This is a genomic window from Streptomyces sp. 796.1 (assembly GCF_047525675.1).
GTDB lineage: Bacteria > Actinomycetota > Actinomycetes > Streptomycetales > Streptomycetaceae > Streptomyces.
Genome location: NZ_JBLIWA010000007.1, coordinates 45,007 through 63,036, shown reverse-complemented (window position 1 = coordinate 63,036; position 18,030 = coordinate 45,007). Strand labels below are relative to the sequence as shown.

The 18,030-nt window shown below is 71.0% G+C and carries 16 protein-coding genes; 9 read left to right on the top strand and 7 right to left on the bottom strand.

What is annotated here, in order from left to right:
- The first annotated feature begins 13 nt into the window (after window positions 1–13).
- Window positions 14–328 carry a hypothetical protein gene (locus ACMA1D_RS06960; RefSeq protein WP_414722994.1) on the top strand — a complete coding sequence of 105 codons (315 nt, stop codon included), beginning with the start codon at window positions 14–16 and terminating at the stop codon, window positions 326–328.
- 75 nt (window positions 329–403) lie between these two features.
- On the opposite strand, the gene ACMA1D_RS06955 is transcribed toward ACMA1D_RS06960, so the two are convergent.
- Window positions 404–889: a hypothetical protein gene (locus tag ACMA1D_RS06955; RefSeq protein WP_414722993.1), complete on the bottom strand. Its 486-nt coding sequence runs from the start codon at window positions 887–889 to the stop codon at window positions 404–406.
- A 32-nt stretch (window positions 890–921) separates the two neighbouring features.
- Entirely contained in the window at window positions 922–1,113 is a 192-nt protein-coding gene (locus ACMA1D_RS06950) for a hypothetical protein (RefSeq protein WP_414722992.1), read from the bottom strand.
- Between the two features lie 254 nt (window positions 1,114–1,367).
- Here ACMA1D_RS06950 and ACMA1D_RS06945 point away from each other — a divergent pair, with 254 nt between their 5' ends.
- From ACMA1D_RS06945 to ACMA1D_RS06935, 3 genes are all read left to right on the top strand, one after another.
- Window positions 1,368–2,240, top strand: a complete 873-nt coding sequence (locus ACMA1D_RS06945) for a helix-turn-helix domain-containing protein (protein WP_414722991.1) — start codon at window positions 1,368–1,370, stop codon at window positions 2,238–2,240.
- Window positions 2,237–2,440: a DUF397 domain-containing protein gene (locus ACMA1D_RS06940; protein WP_414722990.1), complete on the top strand. Its 204-nt coding sequence runs from the start codon at window positions 2,237–2,239 to the stop codon at window positions 2,438–2,440. Before ACMA1D_RS06945 ends, ACMA1D_RS06940 begins: the two co-directional genes overlap by 4 nt.
- 163 nt (window positions 2,441–2,603) lie before the next feature.
- Window positions 2,604–3,188, top strand: a complete 585-nt coding sequence (locus tag ACMA1D_RS06935) for an XRE family transcriptional regulator (RefSeq protein ID WP_414722989.1) — start codon at window positions 2,604–2,606, stop codon at window positions 3,186–3,188.
- 10 nt (window positions 3,189–3,198) lie between these two features.
- Here ACMA1D_RS06935 and glgX read toward each other — a convergent pair whose 3' ends face one another.
- A complete protein-coding gene (glgX, locus tag ACMA1D_RS06930; RefSeq protein ID WP_414722988.1) occupies window positions 3,199–5,367 on the bottom strand; it encodes a glycogen debranching protein GlgX in 2,169 nt (722 codons plus the stop codon).
- 361 nt (window positions 5,368–5,728) lie between these two features.
- On the opposite strand from glgX, the gene ACMA1D_RS06925 reads away from it, so the two are divergent.
- The gene (locus ACMA1D_RS06925; RefSeq protein ID WP_414722987.1) at window positions 5,729–6,979 is read left to right on the top strand and encodes an SAV2148 family HEPN domain-containing protein; all 1,251 of its coding nucleotides are present in this window, start codon (window positions 5,729–5,731) and stop codon (window positions 6,977–6,979) included.
- A 134-nt stretch (window positions 6,980–7,113) separates the two neighbouring features.
- The gene (locus ACMA1D_RS06920; protein ID WP_414722986.1) at window positions 7,114–8,115 is read left to right on the top strand and encodes a hypothetical protein; all 1,002 of its coding nucleotides are present in this window, start codon (window positions 7,114–7,116) and stop codon (window positions 8,113–8,115) included.
- Window positions 8,116–8,166: 51 nt separating this feature from the next.
- On the opposite strand, the gene ACMA1D_RS06915 is transcribed toward ACMA1D_RS06920, so the two are convergent.
- The 3 genes from ACMA1D_RS06915 to aspT all read right to left on the bottom strand — a co-directional run bounded on the left by ACMA1D_RS06915 (window position 8,167) and on the right by aspT (window position 13,345).
- Window positions 8,167–9,855: a bifunctional aspartate transaminase/aspartate 4-decarboxylase gene (locus ACMA1D_RS06915; RefSeq protein ID WP_414722985.1), complete on the bottom strand. Its 1,689-nt coding sequence runs from the start codon at window positions 9,853–9,855 to the stop codon at window positions 8,167–8,169.
- A 110-nt stretch (window positions 9,856–9,965) separates the two neighbouring features.
- Window positions 9,966–11,669 carry an aspartate:alanine exchanger family transporter gene (locus ACMA1D_RS06910; RefSeq protein WP_414722984.1) on the bottom strand — a complete coding sequence of 568 codons (1,704 nt, stop codon included), beginning with the start codon at window positions 11,667–11,669 and terminating at the stop codon, window positions 9,966–9,968.
- Entirely contained in the window at window positions 11,669–13,345 is a 1,677-nt protein-coding gene (aspT, locus tag ACMA1D_RS06905) for an aspartate-alanine antiporter (RefSeq protein ID WP_414722983.1), read from the bottom strand. Before aspT ends, ACMA1D_RS06910 begins: the two co-directional genes overlap by 1 nt.
- 406 nt (window positions 13,346–13,751) lie before the next feature.
- Here aspT and ACMA1D_RS06900 point away from each other — a divergent pair, with 406 nt between their 5' ends.
- Entirely contained in the window at window positions 13,752–14,474 is a 723-nt protein-coding gene (locus tag ACMA1D_RS06900; RefSeq protein WP_414722982.1) for a 3'-5' exonuclease, read from the top strand.
- A gap of 264 nt (window positions 14,475–14,738) precedes the next feature.
- Here the strand turns inward: ACMA1D_RS06900 and ACMA1D_RS06895 are convergent, their stop codons facing one another.
- Complete coding sequence (locus tag ACMA1D_RS06895) at window positions 14,739–15,611, bottom strand: phosphotransferase enzyme family protein (protein WP_414722981.1); 873 nt, start codon at window positions 15,609–15,611, stop codon at window positions 14,739–14,741.
- 403 nt (window positions 15,612–16,014) lie between these two features.
- Between ACMA1D_RS06895 and ACMA1D_RS06890 the strand changes: the two genes are divergently transcribed.
- A complete protein-coding gene (locus tag ACMA1D_RS06890; RefSeq protein ID WP_414723083.1) occupies window positions 16,015–17,016 on the top strand; it encodes a carbohydrate ABC transporter permease in 1,002 nt (333 codons plus the stop codon).
- Between the two features lie 212 nt (window positions 17,017–17,228).
- Window positions 17,229–18,026, top strand: a complete 798-nt coding sequence (locus ACMA1D_RS06885) for a carbohydrate ABC transporter permease (protein ID WP_414723082.1) — start codon at window positions 17,229–17,231, stop codon at window positions 18,024–18,026.
- The last annotated feature ends 4 nt before the right edge of the window (window positions 18,027–18,030 follow it).

Below are 18,030 nucleotides of genomic sequence, written 5' to 3'. Positions count from 1 at the left end.
TAGCGTCATGGTCATGAAGAAGCTCCTTGAGTGGGCGGGCCTCGGCCTGCTGGTGATCGGTGGGTGCAGCGTGCTCCACCACTACGTGTCGTGGTTCGACAAGTGGGCGCTGGTGGAGTACTTGCCGCTGGCCGATGAGCACAAGCTGTACGTCGGCGGCGCCGTGATCGTGCTGGGTCTGGTCGTACTGCTGGTGAGCGACAAGGTGAGCGACGAGCCCCGCCCCGCCACGGGCGGCGTGCGCCGACCGGCAGTTCCCGAGCCGCTGGTTCCTGAACCGGTGGTTCGGGAGCCGGCCTTCGAGGCGGACGCGCCCGACTGGCCGTGACGGGGCGGGCGGCCCGGCCGGCGGGACCTCCGCTCTAGGTCCCGTCGCCCGCGTGGTGCCCGCCCCATCCCCGCCCTACTTCCGCGGAGTTCGCGGCATCCCTTCGACGAGCAGCGGCGTTTCGACGGCGAGCAGCCGCGTACGGAGGGCGTGGACGAGGGCGACGCGTTCCAGGTCCTCGACGGCCGACCACTCGATGTCGACCTCGTGCCGAGGCAGCCCCTGGAACGCGTTCTCCTCCGCGGCCCCGCCGTCGACGACGAAGGCGAGTTCCTCGTCCGGCCCGCCGTCGATGGCGGGTTGTTGGTCGACGGCGAGCAGGGCGGGCGACTCGGGCAGCCTGATGCCCAGCGCGTCGGCGACGCGCTCAGCGGCCGATTCGATCGCCTCGCCCGGCCGCAGTACGACACCCGGCGGGCAGCCCCACCCGTCCTTGACGACTTGCAGCACGCGCGGCCACATGCCGACGGCGTCGAAGTGCTTGCCGGCTTCGCCGGCGCAGCGGATGAGCAGGAACACCCATACGTCGCGCGGGGCGCTAGCGGGATCGGCGGGGTTCACACGGGCCTCACTCCCGATCGGGATTCCCCTCATCAGCCGCTGCTCACAAGGGTGTTGGCCTTCCGGTGCCGCGGGCAACGGCACGGCGGCCAGGCCCCGGTGACCGCTTCGCGGAACTCGTCCCCGAGAGCCTGCTCGGGGTCAACCGTGACGTTGACGACGGATGAGTCAGAGGTGGGCGGCCCGGATTCTCCAGGGCTGCGGCGATAGATCTTCATGGTCATGGTGCGTTCCATCGACTTCGCTCGTTCCTAGGGCAGGGGGATTGAACTGCTGATCTCCGATTGCCGATCTGCGTTCTCCAACAACGTTCCGCTTGCCTGGAGTTGGGCGCAATAGAATCTGCTCCAGAATCATCCTGAGCAGACGAAATGGCACATGCCACCCCGATCACATGGGCTTTCGCTGCGCACACGTCGGGCGTCAGACTGGACGCTAGGTAGGTAACGGCGCTCCCAAGCGCCGGGATTGAGGGCACATGGCCGCAAGACCGCAGCCGACGGCTCGGCGCATCGAGTTGGGCCACGAACTGCGCCACCTGCGGAAGGTGGCAGGACTGACGATCACCGATGCTGTCCACGGGCTGCATATAGACGAGAGCACGTTGCAGCGTGTGGAGACCGGCTGGAAGTCGTTCCGGCAAGCGTCGCAGCTACGTGAGCTGCTTGAGCGGTATGGGATCACCGATGAAGACGAGGTGACCCGACTCCTCTCGCTCCAGCGAGAGGCCGCCAGCCGCGAGTGGTGGACTGGCACGGGAGCAACGCTGTTGTCAGGGATGCCACGGTTCCTTGGCGTGGAATCTGCGGCGAAGGAGATCCGCATGTTTCACCCCACGATCATCCCAGGGCTCTTGCAGACTCGGAGCTACGCCATGGCGGTCCACGAGGTCCACAAGCCGATCGACGAGACAACCACCGAATTCATCCGTCAGAGCGTTGAGTTCAGGATGAAGAGGCAAGAGGCGGTCACGCGCGACGATGACCCGTTGAAGGTGTGGGCCGTGCTTTACGAACCGGCACTGCGCTACGCGATTGGCGACACTGCGGTCATGCGCGAGCAGTACCAAGCCCTCTCAGGTCTGGCAGAGCGCGACAACGTGACGCTGCAAGTTCTCCCACAGCCAGGGCGAAGCTACCTCGCGTTCCACGATGTCAATATCATGATCCTGGACGACGGCCTGCCTACGACGGTCCAGACGGACACCGCATGGTTCACCGTTGCCGTGACCGATAAGCCAAAGGAGGTAGGGCGCTTCAACCGTATGTTCGACGCATTGGGCGCAAGTGCTCTGCCCCCGCGAGAGACCCCTAAGATTCTGACCCAACTTGCGAAGGAACTCCCGGAATGAACCTCATCGGCGACTGGCACAAGTCCACCTACTCCAACGGCGGCGGCAACTGCATTGAGTGGGCGCCCAGCCATGCGGCGGCTACCGATGTGGTTCCCGTCCGCGACTCGAAGGACCCGCATGGTCCGGCCCTTGCGTTCGAGGCATCCGCCTGGCTCGCATTCGTCGCGGGCGTGAAGGCTGGCGACTTCGACGCCTGATCATCCCTCGACGTACGTCTGGGCCCCCGACCACAACGGTCGGGGGCCCCGTTGTGCCCGGGCCGAATGGCGCGGCAACACATCGGGCACATTCGTGACGTTGGCCTTTTCCGTACGCGAGGGCGCCGTTGGCTCTCGCCGTGTGCTGGGGGTTGAACGAAGAATGGCGTGGCCCACCGCCGTACGAGGTGCCCTGAAGACGGGCCCGGATCGAGAAGTGGTCGCTGTCTACCCCTACCGCTCGGCCTGCCCGTCCACCGTCTGGACCGAGCTGATCTCCCAGGCGCACGAAGACATCACGCTGGCCGGCTTCACCAACTATTTCCTGTGGACGCAACAGCCGCACTTCGCCCGTACGATCACGGACAAGGCGCGGGCCGGCTGCCGGGTGCGCTTCCTCCTCGGTGACCCGGAGAGCACCACGACGCGACAGCGCGAGGACGTCGAGAAGAGCGCGCTCACGGTTTCGACGCGCATCAGGATCAGCATCGCGGAGCTAGACAAGCTCCGGGGGAGCGGCATCGAGGCCCGGTTCAGCAGCGCCGCCGACGCGCCGTCACACCTGGCGCTCAGCGTCTTCCGCTTCGACTCCACGGCACTGGTCACCCCCCACCTCGCCTCCGGCGTGGGCCACGACTCCCCGCTGCTCCACCTCCGCCGCGTGGGCCCCGACGGCATGTTCGACCGCTTCTGCCAGCACCACCTGGAAGAGGTCTGGGAACGCAGCCGCCCTATGGAAGCGGACTGACGCCCGGCCACTACCCCCGCCGCAACACCACCATGCTGTGATCCACCAGCGTCAAGCGGTCCCCCGCCCGTGCCATCGGCCCCGCGCCAGGGGAAACCCCGTCGGGGAGTGCCGTGTCCACCACCACCTGCCAGTGCTCGCCGTGCTGCTGCGGCAGCGTGAAGTCCAGCGGGGCGCTGTCCGCGTTGAACAGCAGGAGGAACGAGTCGTCTTGGACGCGCTCGCCGCGCGGGCCCGGTTCCGAGATCGCCTCGCCGTTCAGGAAGACCATCAGCGCATTGGCCGGCGCCGCCTGCCAGTCGCGCTGGCGCATCTCCGTCCCCGAAGCCGTGAACCACGCGATGTCCGACAGCGCGTCGTGCGTGCCGGCGACCGGGCGGCCGTGGAAGAAGCGGCGCCTGCGGAAGACCGGGTGGTCGCGGCGCAGCCATACCAGCGACCGGGTGAAGTCGCGCATCCGCAGCGCCTCCAGGTCCGCCAGGTCTTCCGGGGCCGCCGGGTCTGCGGGGGCCGCGAGGCCCTCCCGCTGTGTCGGCCAGCGCACCCACGAGACCTCGCTGTCCTGGCAGTACGCGTTGTTGTTGCCGTGCTGCGTGCGGGCGAACTCGTCGCCGTGGCTGAGCATCGGCACCCCCTGCGACAGCAGCAGCGTCGCGACGAAGTTCCGCATCTGCCGCGCGCGCAGCGCCCGTACCCGCGGGTCGTCGCTCTCGCCCTCCACGCCGCAGTTCCACGACCGGTTGTCGTTCTCGCCGTCCCGGTCGTCCTCGCCGTTGGCCGCGTTCCGCTTGCGCTCGTACGTCACCAGGTCGCGCAGCGTGAAACCGTCGTGGCAGGTGACGAAGTTGATCGAGGCCAGCGGGCGGCGGCCGTCGCCCTGGTACAGGTCGGATGAGCCGGTGAGCCGGGACGCGAACTCCGCGAGCGTGCGCGGCCGGCCGCGCCACAGGTCGCGCACCGTGTCCCGGTACTTGCCGTTCCACTCGGTCCACAGCGGTGGGAAGTTGCCCACCTGGTAGCCGCCCTCGCCCACGTCCCACGGCTCGGCGATCAGCTTCACCCGGCTCACCACCGGGTCCTGCTGCACCAGGTCGAAGAACGAGGACAGCCGGTCCACCTCGTGGAACTGCCGGGCCAGCGTCGCCGCCAGGTCGAACCTGAACCCGTCCACGTGCATCTCGCTCACCCAGTAGCGCAGCGAGTCCATGATGAGCTGGAGCACGTGCGGGTGGCGCATCAGCAGCGAGTTGCCCGTGCCCGTGGTGTCCGTGTAGTGCCGCAGGTCATCGGCGGCCAGCCGGTAGTACGAGGCGTTGTCCAGGCCGCGGAAGGAGAGCGTGGGGCCGGTGTGGTCGCCCTCGGCCGTGTGGTTGTAGACCACGTCCAGGATGACCTCGATGCCCGCCTGGTGCAGGGCCCGCACCGCCGACTTGAACTCCAGCACCTGCTGCCCGCGGTCCCCCCAGGAGGCGTACGCGTTGTGCGGGGCGAAGAACCCGATCGTGTTGTACCCCCAGTAGTTGGCGAGCCCCGCGTCCACCAGCCGGTGGTCGTGCACGAACTGGTGCACCGGCATCAGCTCCAGCGTCGTCACGCCCAGCTCCGTCAGGTGCTCGATGACGGCCGGGTGCGCCAGCGCCGCGTACGTGCCGCGCAGCTCGTCCGGCAGCTTCGGGTGGCGCATCGTCAGGCCCTTGACGTGCGCCTCGTAGATGACGGTGCGGTGGTAGTCGGTGCGCGGCGGCCGGTCGTCGCCCCAGTCGAAGTACGGGTTGACCACCACCGAGGTCATCGTGTGCGGCGCCGAGTCCGCGTCGTTGCGCCGCTCGGGCCGCCCGAAGGGGTAGCCGTAGACGGCCTCGCCCCAGTCGATCCGGCCGCTGACCGCCTTGGCGTACGGGTCGAGCAGCAGCTTCGCCGCATTGCAGCGGTGGCCCCGCTCGGGCGCGTACGGGCCGTGCACCCGGAAGCCGTACCGCTGACCCGGCATCACGCCCGGCAGGTAGGCGTGCCGGACGAACGCGTCGGTCTCCCGCAGTTCCACGGTGTCCTGGGTGCCGTCGTCGTGCAGCAGGCACAGTTCGATCCGGTGCGCGACCTCGGAGAAGACCGCGAAGTTGGTTCCCGCGCCGTCGTAGGTGGCGCCCAGGGGGTACGGCTGACCTGGCCAGACCTGCATGAGTTCGACACTTCCACTTCGCCAGGGCCGCACGGGCGCCCCGCGCGGCCGACCGGAACGGGGCCGTGGTCCAACGAGCACGCACGCCGGGATGTTTCGGTTGAATTCGGGTGGTTAGCGGCGCGGGGCGGCGGTGGGGTGAAGGTGGGGCAGGCCGGCCGAAGCGCGCCGAAGCCGTTCGGGGCGGGGCGAAACCGTACGGCGGGGGCCGCGGGGGCTTGCCGAAGGGCCGTCGGGCGGCGAGGGTGGGCGATCGGCGGCGGTGCGTTGTCGTCGGGCTGACCTGCTGAGGCTGCACCGGCTCCCCGCATCGCAGTAGTCTGCCTTGATCGTTGGACGGGGGCGGGAAGGCGGTGCACGGGTGAGCTCGGGTGGGTTGGAGCTGCCATCGGGGGAGGAGACGACCCCGGGAGGTGGCGCCACCGATGCACCTCCTGGTGCGGTCTCCCTGGTCAGGCCGGTGGAGATCGGAGCGGAACTGGACTGGGGCAGCGACGCGTGGGCCGAGGTGCACACGCGCGCACGGCGCGCCGGACGCGCCTACATCTGGCTGAATCTGGTCGAACAGCGGCTGCGGGCGGTGGTGGCCGCGGTGCTGCAACCCGTCTACGAGCCGGTGCACGGCGACGACTGGGTGGTCGCCGCCGCGGGCCCGGCCGGCCAGGAGTGGGTCCAGCGGGCGGTCGCCGTCCGCGAGGTCAGCCGCCGCAAGGGCTATCTCCTGGACCCGGCCGACGACAATGTCGTCAGCTTCCTGACGCTGCCCCAGTTGCGCGAACTCCTGGTCCAGCACTGGCCCTGCTTCGCGCCGTACCTGGACGACCGGCGCGATCTGGAACTCGCCCTCGACGAGCTCGAAGTCACCCGCAACGTGGTCTCCCGCAACCGCGCGCTCTCCCAGAACGTGCTGGACCAGGCCGAGCGCGCCTCGGCCAGGCTGCTGGACATCCTGGGCGGCGGCACCGGCGGCCCCGCCACCGACCGGCTGCCCATCGACGCCGTCGAAGACCTGGTCGGCGACCGGTACGCGGACGTGGTCAGCGTGCACGCCGACCGGGTCCGGCTCCAGCGGCAGCTCCCGGCCGAGGACCTGTTCAGCAGCGCGCGGCGGCTGGACGCCCTCGGCATAGGTCTCAACCTGCTGGTGCAGAACTACTCGGGCCGCCGGCTGGTGCGGCTCGCGGAGACCGGCTGCCGGATACGGCTGCTCTTCCTCAACCCGGCCAGCTCCGCCGTACGCCGCCGCGAGCGGGAGCTCGGCATGAAGAAGGGCGAGCTCAGCCGCGCGGTGGAGATGAACATCCTGCACATGCGCCGGGTGCGGTCCAGCCTGCGCGACCCCGGGGCCTTCGAGATCCACGTCTTCGACGAGACGCCCCGGGTGACCGCCTACCTCATCAACGGCGACTCCGCCGACGGCATCGGCGTCATCCAGTCCTACCTGCGCAAGGCACGTGGCATGGAGGCCCCGGTCCTGGTGCTGCGCGCCGGCGGCCGGGACCGCGAGGTGGTGCGGGCCGGCACGGTCGACATGGGCGCCGAGAACAGCCTCTTCGAGGTCTACCGCGAGGAGTTCGAGGGCGTCTGGGCGGACTCCCGGCCGGTCTCCTGAGGGGCGCCGCCCCGCGCGGGGCGGTGGGCCCCGGTGCGTCCGGCCGCCGCGTGTCCCGCGGCGCCGGCCCCGGGCGCACCCGTACCGCGCGATACGCTGCGTGAACCTGCCAAGACGGGAGAGGGAACAGCGACGTGAGTATGCCCCCGCAGCAGCCCGGGTCCGGCGCCCCGGAGGGCGGCTGGCCGCCCGGCCAACCCGGAGCGGGCGGGCAGCCGCACCCCGCTCCCGGCCCCTACGGCTACCCCCAGCAGGGCGTGCCGTACGGCCAGCCGGCGGGCCAGCAGTCCCCGTACGGACAGCCCGGTTACGGGGCACAGCCCGGGCCCGGCTACGGCGCCCCGTACCCGGGCGGCCCCGGGGTCGGTGGGCCGGGGCAGCAGCCGCCGGGTGGCTCGGGCAAGAAGGTCGCGGTCGTGGTGGCGGCGGTGCTCGCCGGTGCGCTGGTCATCGGCGGCGTGGTCTTCGCCGTCAGCGACCGGGGCGGCGACGACGGCGGCAAGCGGGACGAAGCGAAGGTCGACACCTCGGCCGACCCCACCCCGAAGCCCAGCACCAGCGAGGACGCACCGACCCCGACGCCTTCCCCGACCAGCGGTCGTGACCTGGACGCGGACGACCCGAACACCACCTACCGGGTCGTGCTGCCCAAAACGCTGGAGAACGGCGCGTACACGATGGCCAAGGACCTCAGCTCGCCGGCGGACGACCAGGTGCCGGACAGCGGCAGCGGCGCGTCCGGCGTGAAGCCGAAGATCGGGCGCTACGCGAACGCCAGCCGCGAGCGGGAACTGGTGGTCAACGGGCTCAACGGCACCTTCGCCAGCCCCGCCTACGCCAAGGACAGCTTCCTCAGCGGGATGGAGAGCAACGACGACGCCGAGGTGGGCGTACCGCGCCGGGAGATCACCCCGCCGGGCTCGAAGCGCACGCTGAGCTGCGAGGTCGTGATCAAGAAACAGAACGGCCAGGAGATGGTGATGCCGATGTGCATCTGGGCCGACACCTCCACGCTGGTCGCCGTGGTGGAGAACGACATGGACAACTGGGGCGCGGAACCGACCTCGATCGACCTGGACGGGTTCGCCGCCCGGGTGGTCCGCATGCACGGGGAGCTGTTGGTGCCGAACGCGTGAGGCGGATGGCGTCGCGGAGCGGGGCGGCTCGGGACGGGTGTGCCCCGCGCGTCACGGCCGCGGCGCCGGGCCGCTCGCGCGCCACTCCTGTTCGTACTCGTCGAAGACCGTCCGCAGGTGGTGCCCGATCCGCAGGTAGTCCAGGTCGTCCAGGTTGGCCAGGGAGACCCGGATCGACCACTGCGGGCCGTCGAAGCCCCCGCCGTTGAGGAGGACCACGCCGGTCTGCTCCGCGATCCGGAAGAGCGGGTCGATGGGCTCGTAGGTGTCCTTGAGGTATCGGGCGAAGTCGGCGCCGCGGGTGCGCTCGGCCTCCGCAAGCAGGTCCAGTTCGAGGTAGTAGCCCGCCCTCAGCGGATCGTGCGCGATCTTCATCGCGGCACCTTCGATGAGTAGCCGCAGCCGCTCGGCGACCACCCGACGGATGCGGTGCTTGTACGCCTGGCCCTCGTCGAGCAGGTCGAAGAGCGAGAAGAGCGCCATGAGGACCTGCTGCGGCGTGGACAGTCCGGCCGTGTGGTGGAGCGCCACGTCGCGCGAGTCGGCAACCAGGCGGTCAATGAAGCGCATCGCCCCGGGTTCGAGCGAGAGCGTTCCGTACCGCCGGGCCAGCCGGGTCGTGACGTCCTGGGGGAGCGCGGCGATCATCCGGTCGATGACGTTGTCGTCGTGGAGCGCGATCACCCCGAGCCGCCAGCCCGTCGCCCCGTAGTGCTTGGAGTACGAGTAGACGAGCAACGTGTTGTGCGGCAGGTCGCAGGCGAGCGAGCGGAACCCCTCGATGAAGGTCCCGTACACGTCGTCGGTGACGACCACCAGGTTCGGGTTGGGCCCGGCGACGATCTCCTTGAGCTGCTGCCTGACCCGCTCGCTCAACGCGAGCGAGGGCGGGTTGCTCGGATTGACCAGGCACACGAGCTTGACCGACGGATCGGCGAGCTTGGCGACCTCCTCTTCTGGATAGCGCCACTCCCGCACCCCCTGCTCCGCGAACATGGTCGCTCGCACCAGCACGACGTCGAAGTCGAAGGTGTCGAGCTTCGGGATCTCGATGTACGGGGTGAAGACCGGCACCATGAGCGCGATGCGGTCGCCCCTGTTGACGAGGCCGTTTTGCTGGAGCGAGTCGAAGACGTAGCACATGGCCGCCGTGCCGCCCTCGGTGGCGAACAGGCTGACCCCGCCCGCCGGCAGGGCCCCGCCGTACAACTCCTCTTCCAGGTACCCGCGGACGATCTGCTCGGTGCACGGCAGGATGCGCCCGGGGACCGGGTAGTTGTCGCCGGTGATGCCGTCGGCGAGCTCGTGGATGAGCCCGTCCCGGTCGAGCCCGAATCTGCGCTGCGCCTCCGTGACGCAGCGCGCTAGCAGTTCGGTGCCCGGGAGCCCGGGGTGGCGGCGTAGGAATGAGTCGAAGCGCTCGCCCGCGCCGGTGGCCGCCGGCATCCCGCCGAGATTGTCCGCGGTCCACACTCGCCGCGACTCCTCCAGCGCGAAGTACCCGAGGGCGTGGAACGCCTCGCGCGGGCCGGTGGCGATCCAGTTCGGGTTGCCGCGGCCCGCGTTGAGCATGTGGGTCTGCGAGGCGCTCTGCTGGCCCGGCCCGTCCTGCTGGGCGTGCTGGGCGAGCCGGATGAAGACGTCCTTGAGTTCGAAGGGGCTCAGTTCGCCGTACCGGCGGATCTGCTCCCGGCTGTAGCCGCTGGAGTGGTCCACGGCGCGGGAAGCGGGCTGGCTCATGCGCGTACTCCTCACGAGGGGATGGTGCGTCGGTGGGCGGTCGGGTCAGGTTCGGCAGGGACCGGGTGTGTCCGGTGCGGCCGGCTGCCGCGTCGGGCGGGGCCACTCCCTCAGTGGTTGAGCAGGACGATCACGGCGCCCCAGATCGTCAGCAGCACGTTGCTGAAGGCGTACGGGACCGTGTAGCCGAGCGTGGGGACCTGGCTCTTCGCGGCCTCGTTGACGGCGCCGATCGCGGCGGTCGTGGTCTGGCCGCCCGCGAGGACGCCCATCAGGATCGGGAAGCGGATGTGCTGGACGTGGTGGCCGACGAGGAAACCGATGAGGAGTGGGGCGAGGGTGCCGATGGCGCCGAAGAGCAGCAGGCCCCAGCCCGCCTCGGCCAGGCCGCTGGTGAAGCTCGGCCCCGCGTCGATGCCGACGACGGCCACGAAGAGGCAGAGCCCGAGGGTGTCCATGAACCACTGCGCGCCGCCGGGCACGTTCCCAAAGGTCGGATAGCGTCCCCGGACCCAGCCGAAGACCAGGCCGGCGATGAGCGCGCCGCCGGAGGTCGAGAGCGCGATCGGCACGCCGCCCAGGGTCACCGCCGGGATGCCGAGGCAGCCGCCGAGGAAGATGCCGAGCCCGACCCACGCCATATCGGTCGCGAAACTCGTCGGCACCGGCGTGCCGATCGCCCGCGCTGCCGGCTCCACGAGGCGCTTGGCGCCCTTGAGTACGAGCGTGTCGCCGCGGTTGAGCTGGGTGGCCAGGCGGAAGGGGTAGTGGGCCCCGGAGCGGTAGACCTCGTCCACGAACACGCCCGCCATGAACGGCTCCGCACGCAGGTCGCGGATGGTCCGGCCGATCTGGTCCCGCTGCGCGACGACCACGTGCAGCGTCTCCGTGTCGTAGCTGAGCAGGGTGGTGTCGTCCACCTCGGGACCGATGTGGGCCCGCGCGTCGAAGTCGACGAGCGAGCCCCGCAGCGCGCTCACCGCGAGCGTGTCGCCTGGCGCGAGCCGTAGTTGCTGGTCGTGCGGCAGGATCTCGCCGGCCCTGCGCACCCGAGTGATGTACAGCCGGTGGCCGGCGCGGTGCTGTGCGGCCTCGATGTCGGCGATGGTGTGGCCCACCAGGCCGGGGCGGTCCAGCCGGTAGGCGCGCAGCACGATCTCGTAGTAGCCCTGGCCGAGGTCCAGATCGGCGCTGGGGGCGTCCATCTCCCGGGCGATGCGGGCGGATTCGGCGGCCATGTCCACGCGGTAGAGCCGCGGCAGGACATTGGCGAGCAGGACCGCGCACAGGATGGTGCCGAGTGGATAGGTCACCGCGTACGCGACCGGGACGAGGTCGCTCTCCTCCTTGACCTGTGCGTTGCTGAGGCCCGGCAGGTTGGTGATCGCGTCTTGGGCGACCCCGATCACCGCCGACTGGGTGAGCGCCCCGCCAAGCAGTCCGGCGCCGAGCCCTGGGCCGTACCCGAGGAGCTTGGCGAACCCGAGCGTGACGCCGAGCCCCGCGATGCACACCACCAGGGCGTTGATGACCTGCGGCAGACCGTCCTTCTTCAGGCCGCGAAAGAACTGCGGGCCGATGCGGTAGCCGAGCGCGAACAGGAACATGACGAAGAACAGGCTCTTCACCGTCTGGTTGACGTCCACCTTGAACTGGGCGCCGAAGAACAGCCCCACGACGAGGCAGCCGGTGACGCTCCCCAGAGCGATCGTCCGGTAGCGCAACTTCCCGACGAGGAAGCCGAGCGCGACCGTGAGGAAGACGAGCAGTTCGGGATAGGGGTGGAAGACGTGGCGGTTCAGGAAGTCAACCATCAGGACCCGAGCACCCCCACCAGGATCGGCCCGGTCAGCGGGAGGAGGAAGTTGGAGAGTGTGTAGGTGATCGTGTAGCCGATGAGCGGCACGGAACTGCGTGAGACCTGGGTGATCGCGGTGATCGCCGGGGTGGAGCACTGCTGGCCCGCGATGGCCCCGATGAGCAGCGGCTTCTCCAGCCCCAGCAGCTTGATCCCGACGACGAGCGAGAGGCAGGCTGGCACCAGCACCATGGCAACGCCGGCGATCGGCAGCAGCGCCCCGTACTCCTTGATGAGCGGCCACGCCTGCGGGCCCGCGGCGAGCCCGGTGCAGGCGATGAAGACGGCCAGGCCGAGGTCCTTCAGGGTGCTCGCCGCTTGCGGTGGGAAGGCGCCGAAGGTCTGGCTGCGACTGCGGAACCAGCCGAAGACGAGCCCCGAGACCAGGCAGCCGCCGCCGGTGCCGAGGGACAGCGGTACGTCCCCGAACCGCACCACGACCTGCCCGAGCAGCGCACCCGCGGCGATGCCAAAACCGATGTAGAGGAAGTCGGTGCTGGAGTTCTTGACCACCGAGCCGAGCTTGTCAGTCAACTTGTCGACTCCGGACCGCGCCCCCACCAGGGTCAACACGTCACCGCGGCGCAACTCGGTCTCCGCCGTGGCGGGCAGGTCCAGGTCACCGCGGACCACGTCGGTGACGTAGACACCGTTCTGGAGGAATTCGGGGTGTTCGTGCTGGAGCCGGTCGAGCGTCTTCCCCGTCGTCGTCCGCGCGGTCAGCGAGATCTGCCGCGTCGCGAGCGGCGAATCGAGCCCGGGCACGGCGCCGGTCTCCGGCCCGATGTGCCGCCCGGCCTCGATCATCACGGAACGCCGCCCCACGACCAGCACCAGGTCCGAGAGCGTGAGGACCAGATGGGGCGCGGCCGTCAGCAGCGTGCTGCCGCGCTTGACGCCCTCGATGGTGACTCGCCGCCCGGTCGCCTCCTCGATCTCGTCGACCGTCTTCCCGTCCGCGTACGTGACGAGGTAGGTGCGGCCGACCGTGGACGGCAGGGCCTCGCGCTCGTCGGACTCCAGCGCCCGCACATCGCCGCGCGTCTTCACCCACAGCTCGTGCGAGGCGTCCGCCAGATCGATCCGCAGCAGGAGGGGCAGCACCTGACTGGTGAAGAGGACGACCGTGATCAGGCCGAAGAGGTAGCAGACGGTGTACGCGGTGGCCACGTGGCCTTGGTACTCGCTGCTTTGGTGCGGGCTCAGCCCGGAGAGCTTCCCGATCGCCTCGGTGGCGGTTCCGACGACGGCCGATTCGGTCGCGGCACCGGCGAGGATGCCACTGGCCGTGCCGACGTCGAGGTCGAACACCTTCGCCAGGACGTACGCGATGACGAGCACGGTCACCATCTCGATGAGCGGGAGCACGCCGTAGCGCAGTCGGCGACGGTCGAAGTTGGCGAAGAACTGCGGTCCGGCCAGGTAGCCGAGGGCGAAGATGAAGAGGGCGAAGAAGACTGTCTTCACGTCGTCCTCGACGGAAACGTGCCGGGTGCCGAGCAACAACGAGACGATGAGCGTCCCGCAGACCCCGCCGAGCGCGATCGGCCCGACGCGCAACCTGCCGACGAGGTGGCCGAGGGCGAGGCACAGGAAGAGGGCGAGCTCGGGATGATCTCGAATGACCCCCATCGCGCTCAGCCGGAAAAGCGGGGGTGGGGCCGGGGAGGGAAACGGCGGCGAGAGCGGGAACAGAGCCGAGGGGGCATTTCGGACATAAAGGGAAAATTAGCAGCAGTCTTGAGTCTGGGGTCGTTTGAGGGCGCCTCACCCGGGGGGTGTCGCCCCCGGGTGGAGTTCGCGGGGGCGCGAACGGGGCGAGGGACGGGGGTGCTCGTGCTCGGGGGAGCGTGTGCCCGGGGGCGGGCGGGTAGGCGGGGCGTTGCGGATACGCCACGACGCTCGGGCGGCAGCCGGTGGGGAGAGACGGGTGGACCGGCCGGCGAGGCGTGCCGCGTCGCCCGGCGCCGGACGGGTTGTCAGTGGCGCGTGCGAGGCTGTTGAACAACAGGGGGACGCACCACGAAGGAGGGCCGCCATGGGCTGGCACCGAGAGCTGCTGATCGGATTCGACCTTGAGACCACGGGCACCGACCCGGACCAGGCGCGGATCGTGACCGCGGCGGTCGTCGAGGTCAGGGGCGGGGAAGTGGTCGGCGGCCGGGAATGGTTGGCCGACCCGGGCATCCCGATCCCACAGGACGCGGTCGCCGTGCACGGCATCACCAACGAGCGGGCGGCGGCCGACGGCCGGCCCGCACCCGAGGTGGTGGAGGAGATAGCGGAGGTGCTCGTGGCCCACTGGCGGGCCGGCACCCCGATCGTGGCGTACAACGCGGCGTTCGACCTGAGCATGCTCGCCGCCGAGCTGCGCAGGCACGGACTGCCCTCGCTGGCCGAGCGGCTGGGCCGGGAGGAGATAGGTCCGGTCGTCGACCCGTACACGATCGACCGCTCCGTCGACCGGTACCGCAGGGGCAAGCGCACGCTGGAGGCGGTCTGCGGGCACTACGGCGTGGTGCTCGACCGGGCGCACGAGGCCAGCTCGGACGCCGTGGCCGCGGCCCTGGTCGCCTGCGCGGTCGCCGAGCGCCACGCCCAGGTGGCCGAGCTCGACCTGTGGGAACTGCACCACAAGCAGGTCGGTTGGTACGCGGAATGGGCCGCCGGCTTCCAGACCTGGCTGCGCAGCAAGGGCACCAGCGACGCGGTGGTGGACGGCAGTTGGCCACTGCGCGGGGCCCGCGCGATAGCGGGCTGAGCGGGAGCGGGCGGGGCGTGCGGAGGTGAGGGGCGGGCCGGAGGCGAAGGGTCCGGGTGCGGGGGGTCGCGTACGAGGGGGTTGGGTGTGGGGTGGCTGGGTGTGAGGTGAGGTGAGGTGGGTGTGTGGGGTGAGGTGGGGTTGCGTTGGGTGTGAGCGGGCTGGGTGGGTGCGGGGTGGCTGGGCGTGGGGTGCGGCGGGTGAGGCGGGTGCGGGTTGGGTGTGAAGGTGGTGGGGGCCGGGGCCCGCTGGGTGTGGGGTGCGTTACAGCGCCGACCAGCGGACGGACTCGTCGCCGCTGCGCAGCGAGGCCACCCGGCGTTCGAACTCCGCCAGCGCGCGCGGATCGCCCGGGGCGTGCTGGGCCACCCAGGCGCAGCTAGCCGTCTCGCGGGCGCCACGGAGCACGGAGCAGCCCGGCCACTCGCGGACGTCCCAGCCGTAGCCGGTGGCGAACTCCGCGTAGGCCGCGGCGCCGAGGCCGTACCGGTCGCGGGTGAGCGCCATCACCACCAGATCGTGTTCGCGCAGGTCGTCGGAGAAGGTCTCCAGGTCGACCAGGACCGGGCCGGCCGCGCTGACGTGCACGTTGCGCGGCAGCGCGTCCCCGTGCAGCGGGCCGGGGGTCAGCTGTGGCACCAGCGCGTCGGCCGCCGCCGCGAACCCGTCCCTGCGGTCGCGCAGGTACGCGGCGTCGGCGGGGTCGATCGCGTCGCCGGCCAGCCGCAGCCAGCGCTCCACCCCGCCCAGCAGGTCGCGGCGCGGCAGCGGGAACGGGGGCCGGGGCAGGGCGTGCACGCGGCGCAGCAGCGTGGCGAGGTCGGCCGGGGTGGCCGGGCGGACGGCCGGCGGCAGCCGGTGCCAGACCGTCACCGGCAGGTCGTCGACGAGCAGCGCCCGCGGTTCCGCGGGCCGGACCGCCGGCACGTCGTGCTCGGCCAGCCAGGCCGCGATGCGCGGTTCGCGGTCGGCCCGCTCCCACAGCCCGCGCTCGCGCCCCACCTTGACCACGGTGGATTCGAGCGCGAACACGGCGTTCTCGCCCAGGGTGATCAACCGCGCCGCATCGGGCACGGACGCGAAGCCGGCCGCGGCCAGCACCCGCCGGGCCCGCTCCTCGGTGAACGCCTCACTCACGCCGTACTCCCCACACCATCTCGGTCTGCCCTGCCTCCGGTCTCCCCTCAGCTTCTCGTACGCCGCGGGGAGCGTGGTGGGTGGGCCCCGGTGGGTGGGTCCCCGTCAGGCCGCGAGCCCACCGCCCCCGGCCCGCCGCTGCGCGCCGCGCCACCAGACCATCCCGTACCGCGGCCAACCCGCACGCCGTGCACGCACGGTTCTTGACTGGGCGACGGGGCGTCAGCACGATGACGTGGGCCTCCTGACCGGGCGCCCCTCCCAGTGACGTGGGGCAAGGCGTCGCTGCCCCGTGCGGTGGCGCCCCCCCCCAACCGCCGCCGGGGCGCGCTACCCGGACGGCGTTCGGGCCGGTGCTCCCGGCGGCGCCGCGGCCCGAAGGAGAGTTGCTGCTGTGCGACGGATGACCGCCGGGGCGCGGCCGGACCGCTCCCCGGGACCCGCGGGGGCCGCGTCGCCTGGGCGCGGCCGGGGCCGTGGCGGCGCCGCGCGGGGCGTCGGCGGGCGGAGTGCCAGTGGGTGGGGTGCCGGCGGGCGGTGGGGCGGCTTCGGGCCCTGGTTCCTGGTGCTGCCCGCGCTGCTGCCGATCCTGCTGCTGAGCGTGGGGCCGCTGCTGTACGGGATCGCCCTCGCCTTCACCGACTCCCAGTCGGGCCGTACCGAACCCACCGAGTGGATCGGCTTGCTGAACTTCCGCGACCTCAGGCACGACGGGCTGTTCTGGGAGTCGTTCCGGATCGGCCTGGTGTGGGCGGTGGGCGTGACCGTGCCGCAGTTCCTGCTGGGCCTCGGGCTCGCGCTGCTGCTCAACCAGGACCTGCGGATGCGCTGGCTGGCGCGGACGCTGGCGATCGTGCCGTGGGCGATGCCGGAGGTCGTCGTCGGCATCATGTGGCGGCTCGTCTACCACCCCGACGCGGGCATCCTCAACGAGACGCTGCGCGATCTGCACCTGGGCGACGGCACCGACTGGCTCGCCGGCCTCTCTAGCGCCCTGCCCGCGGTCATCGTGGTCGGCATCTGGGCGGGCCTGCCGCAGGTGACCGTCGCCCTGCTGGCCGGCTTGCAGAACGTGCCGCGCGAACTCCACGAGGCCGCGGCCGTGGACGGCGCCGGCGCCTGGCGCCGCTTCCGCACCGTCACCTGGCCCGCCATCAGACCCGTCGCCCTGGCCATCAGCGCCCTCAGCTTCATCTGGAACCTCAACTCCTTCGCCCTGGTGTACGTGCTGACCAGCGGCGGGCCCGGCGGGCGCACCCGGCTGCCGATGCTCTTCGCGTACGAAGAAGCGTTCCGCTACGGCCAGTTCGGCTACGCGGCGGCGATGGGGTGCGTGCTGGTCGCGGCCGTCTCCGTACTGCTCGCCCTGCTGCTCGTACGCCGTCTGAAGGGGGAGGACCAGTGAGCGAACGACACGGACCGACGGACGCGGACGACGCGCGGCCCGCGGCCTCTCGCCCCACCGCTTCCCCGACCGGCGCGCGCCCCACTACATCCCCGGCCGGCGCGCGACCCGCCGCCACTTCTCGCCCCGCCGCCCCGGCCGACCCACGCCGCACTCGTCGCGCCCAGCACACCCGCCGCGCCCGCCGCCGGGCCGCCCGGGCCGGCCAGTACCTGGCGCTCCTGTGCTACCTCCTCTTCCTCGCCTTCCCGCTGCTGTGGCTGCTCGCCACCGCCTTCAAGCCGCCGGCCGAACTCGCCACGCTGCACCCGACCTGGCTGCCCGAGCGGCCGACGCTGGACAACTTCCGGCAGGCGTTCGACGAACAGCCGCTGCTGCGCGCCGCGGGCAACAGCCTGCTCACCGCCGGCTGCGCGGCCGTCATCGCGGTCCTGCTCGCCACGCCGCTGGCCTACGTGCTGGCCCGGCACCGCTCCGTGCTCTCCCGCGCTGCCACCGGCTGGGTCGTGGTCAGCCAGGCGTTCCCCTTCGTGCTGGTGATCATCCCGCTGTTCCTGCTGCTCAAGGAGGTCCGGTTGGTCAACCAGCCGGCCGGCCTGGTCCTGGTCTACGTGGTGTGGTCGCTGCCGTTCGCGCTGTGGATGCTCACCGGGTACGTGCGGGCCGTGCCGCAGGAGGTGGAGGAGGCCGCGGCGGTGGACGGCGCCGGCCGGCTGCGCACCCTGGTCTCGGTGACGGCGCCACTGCTCGCGCCGGGCATCGTGGCCACCGCCCTGTTCACCTTCATCACCGCATGGAACGAGTTCTTCTTCGCACTCGTCCTGCTCAAGTCCCCGGAGCGACAGACGTTGCCGGTCGTCCTCACCCACTTCATCGGCACCGAAGGCGTCGCCGACCTCGGCCCGCTGGCCGCCGCCGCGCTGCTGGCCACGCTGCCCTCGCTGCTGCTCTTCGCCCTCATCCAACGCAGGATCACCGGCGGCATGCTGGCCGGGGCGGTGAAGCAGTGACCGC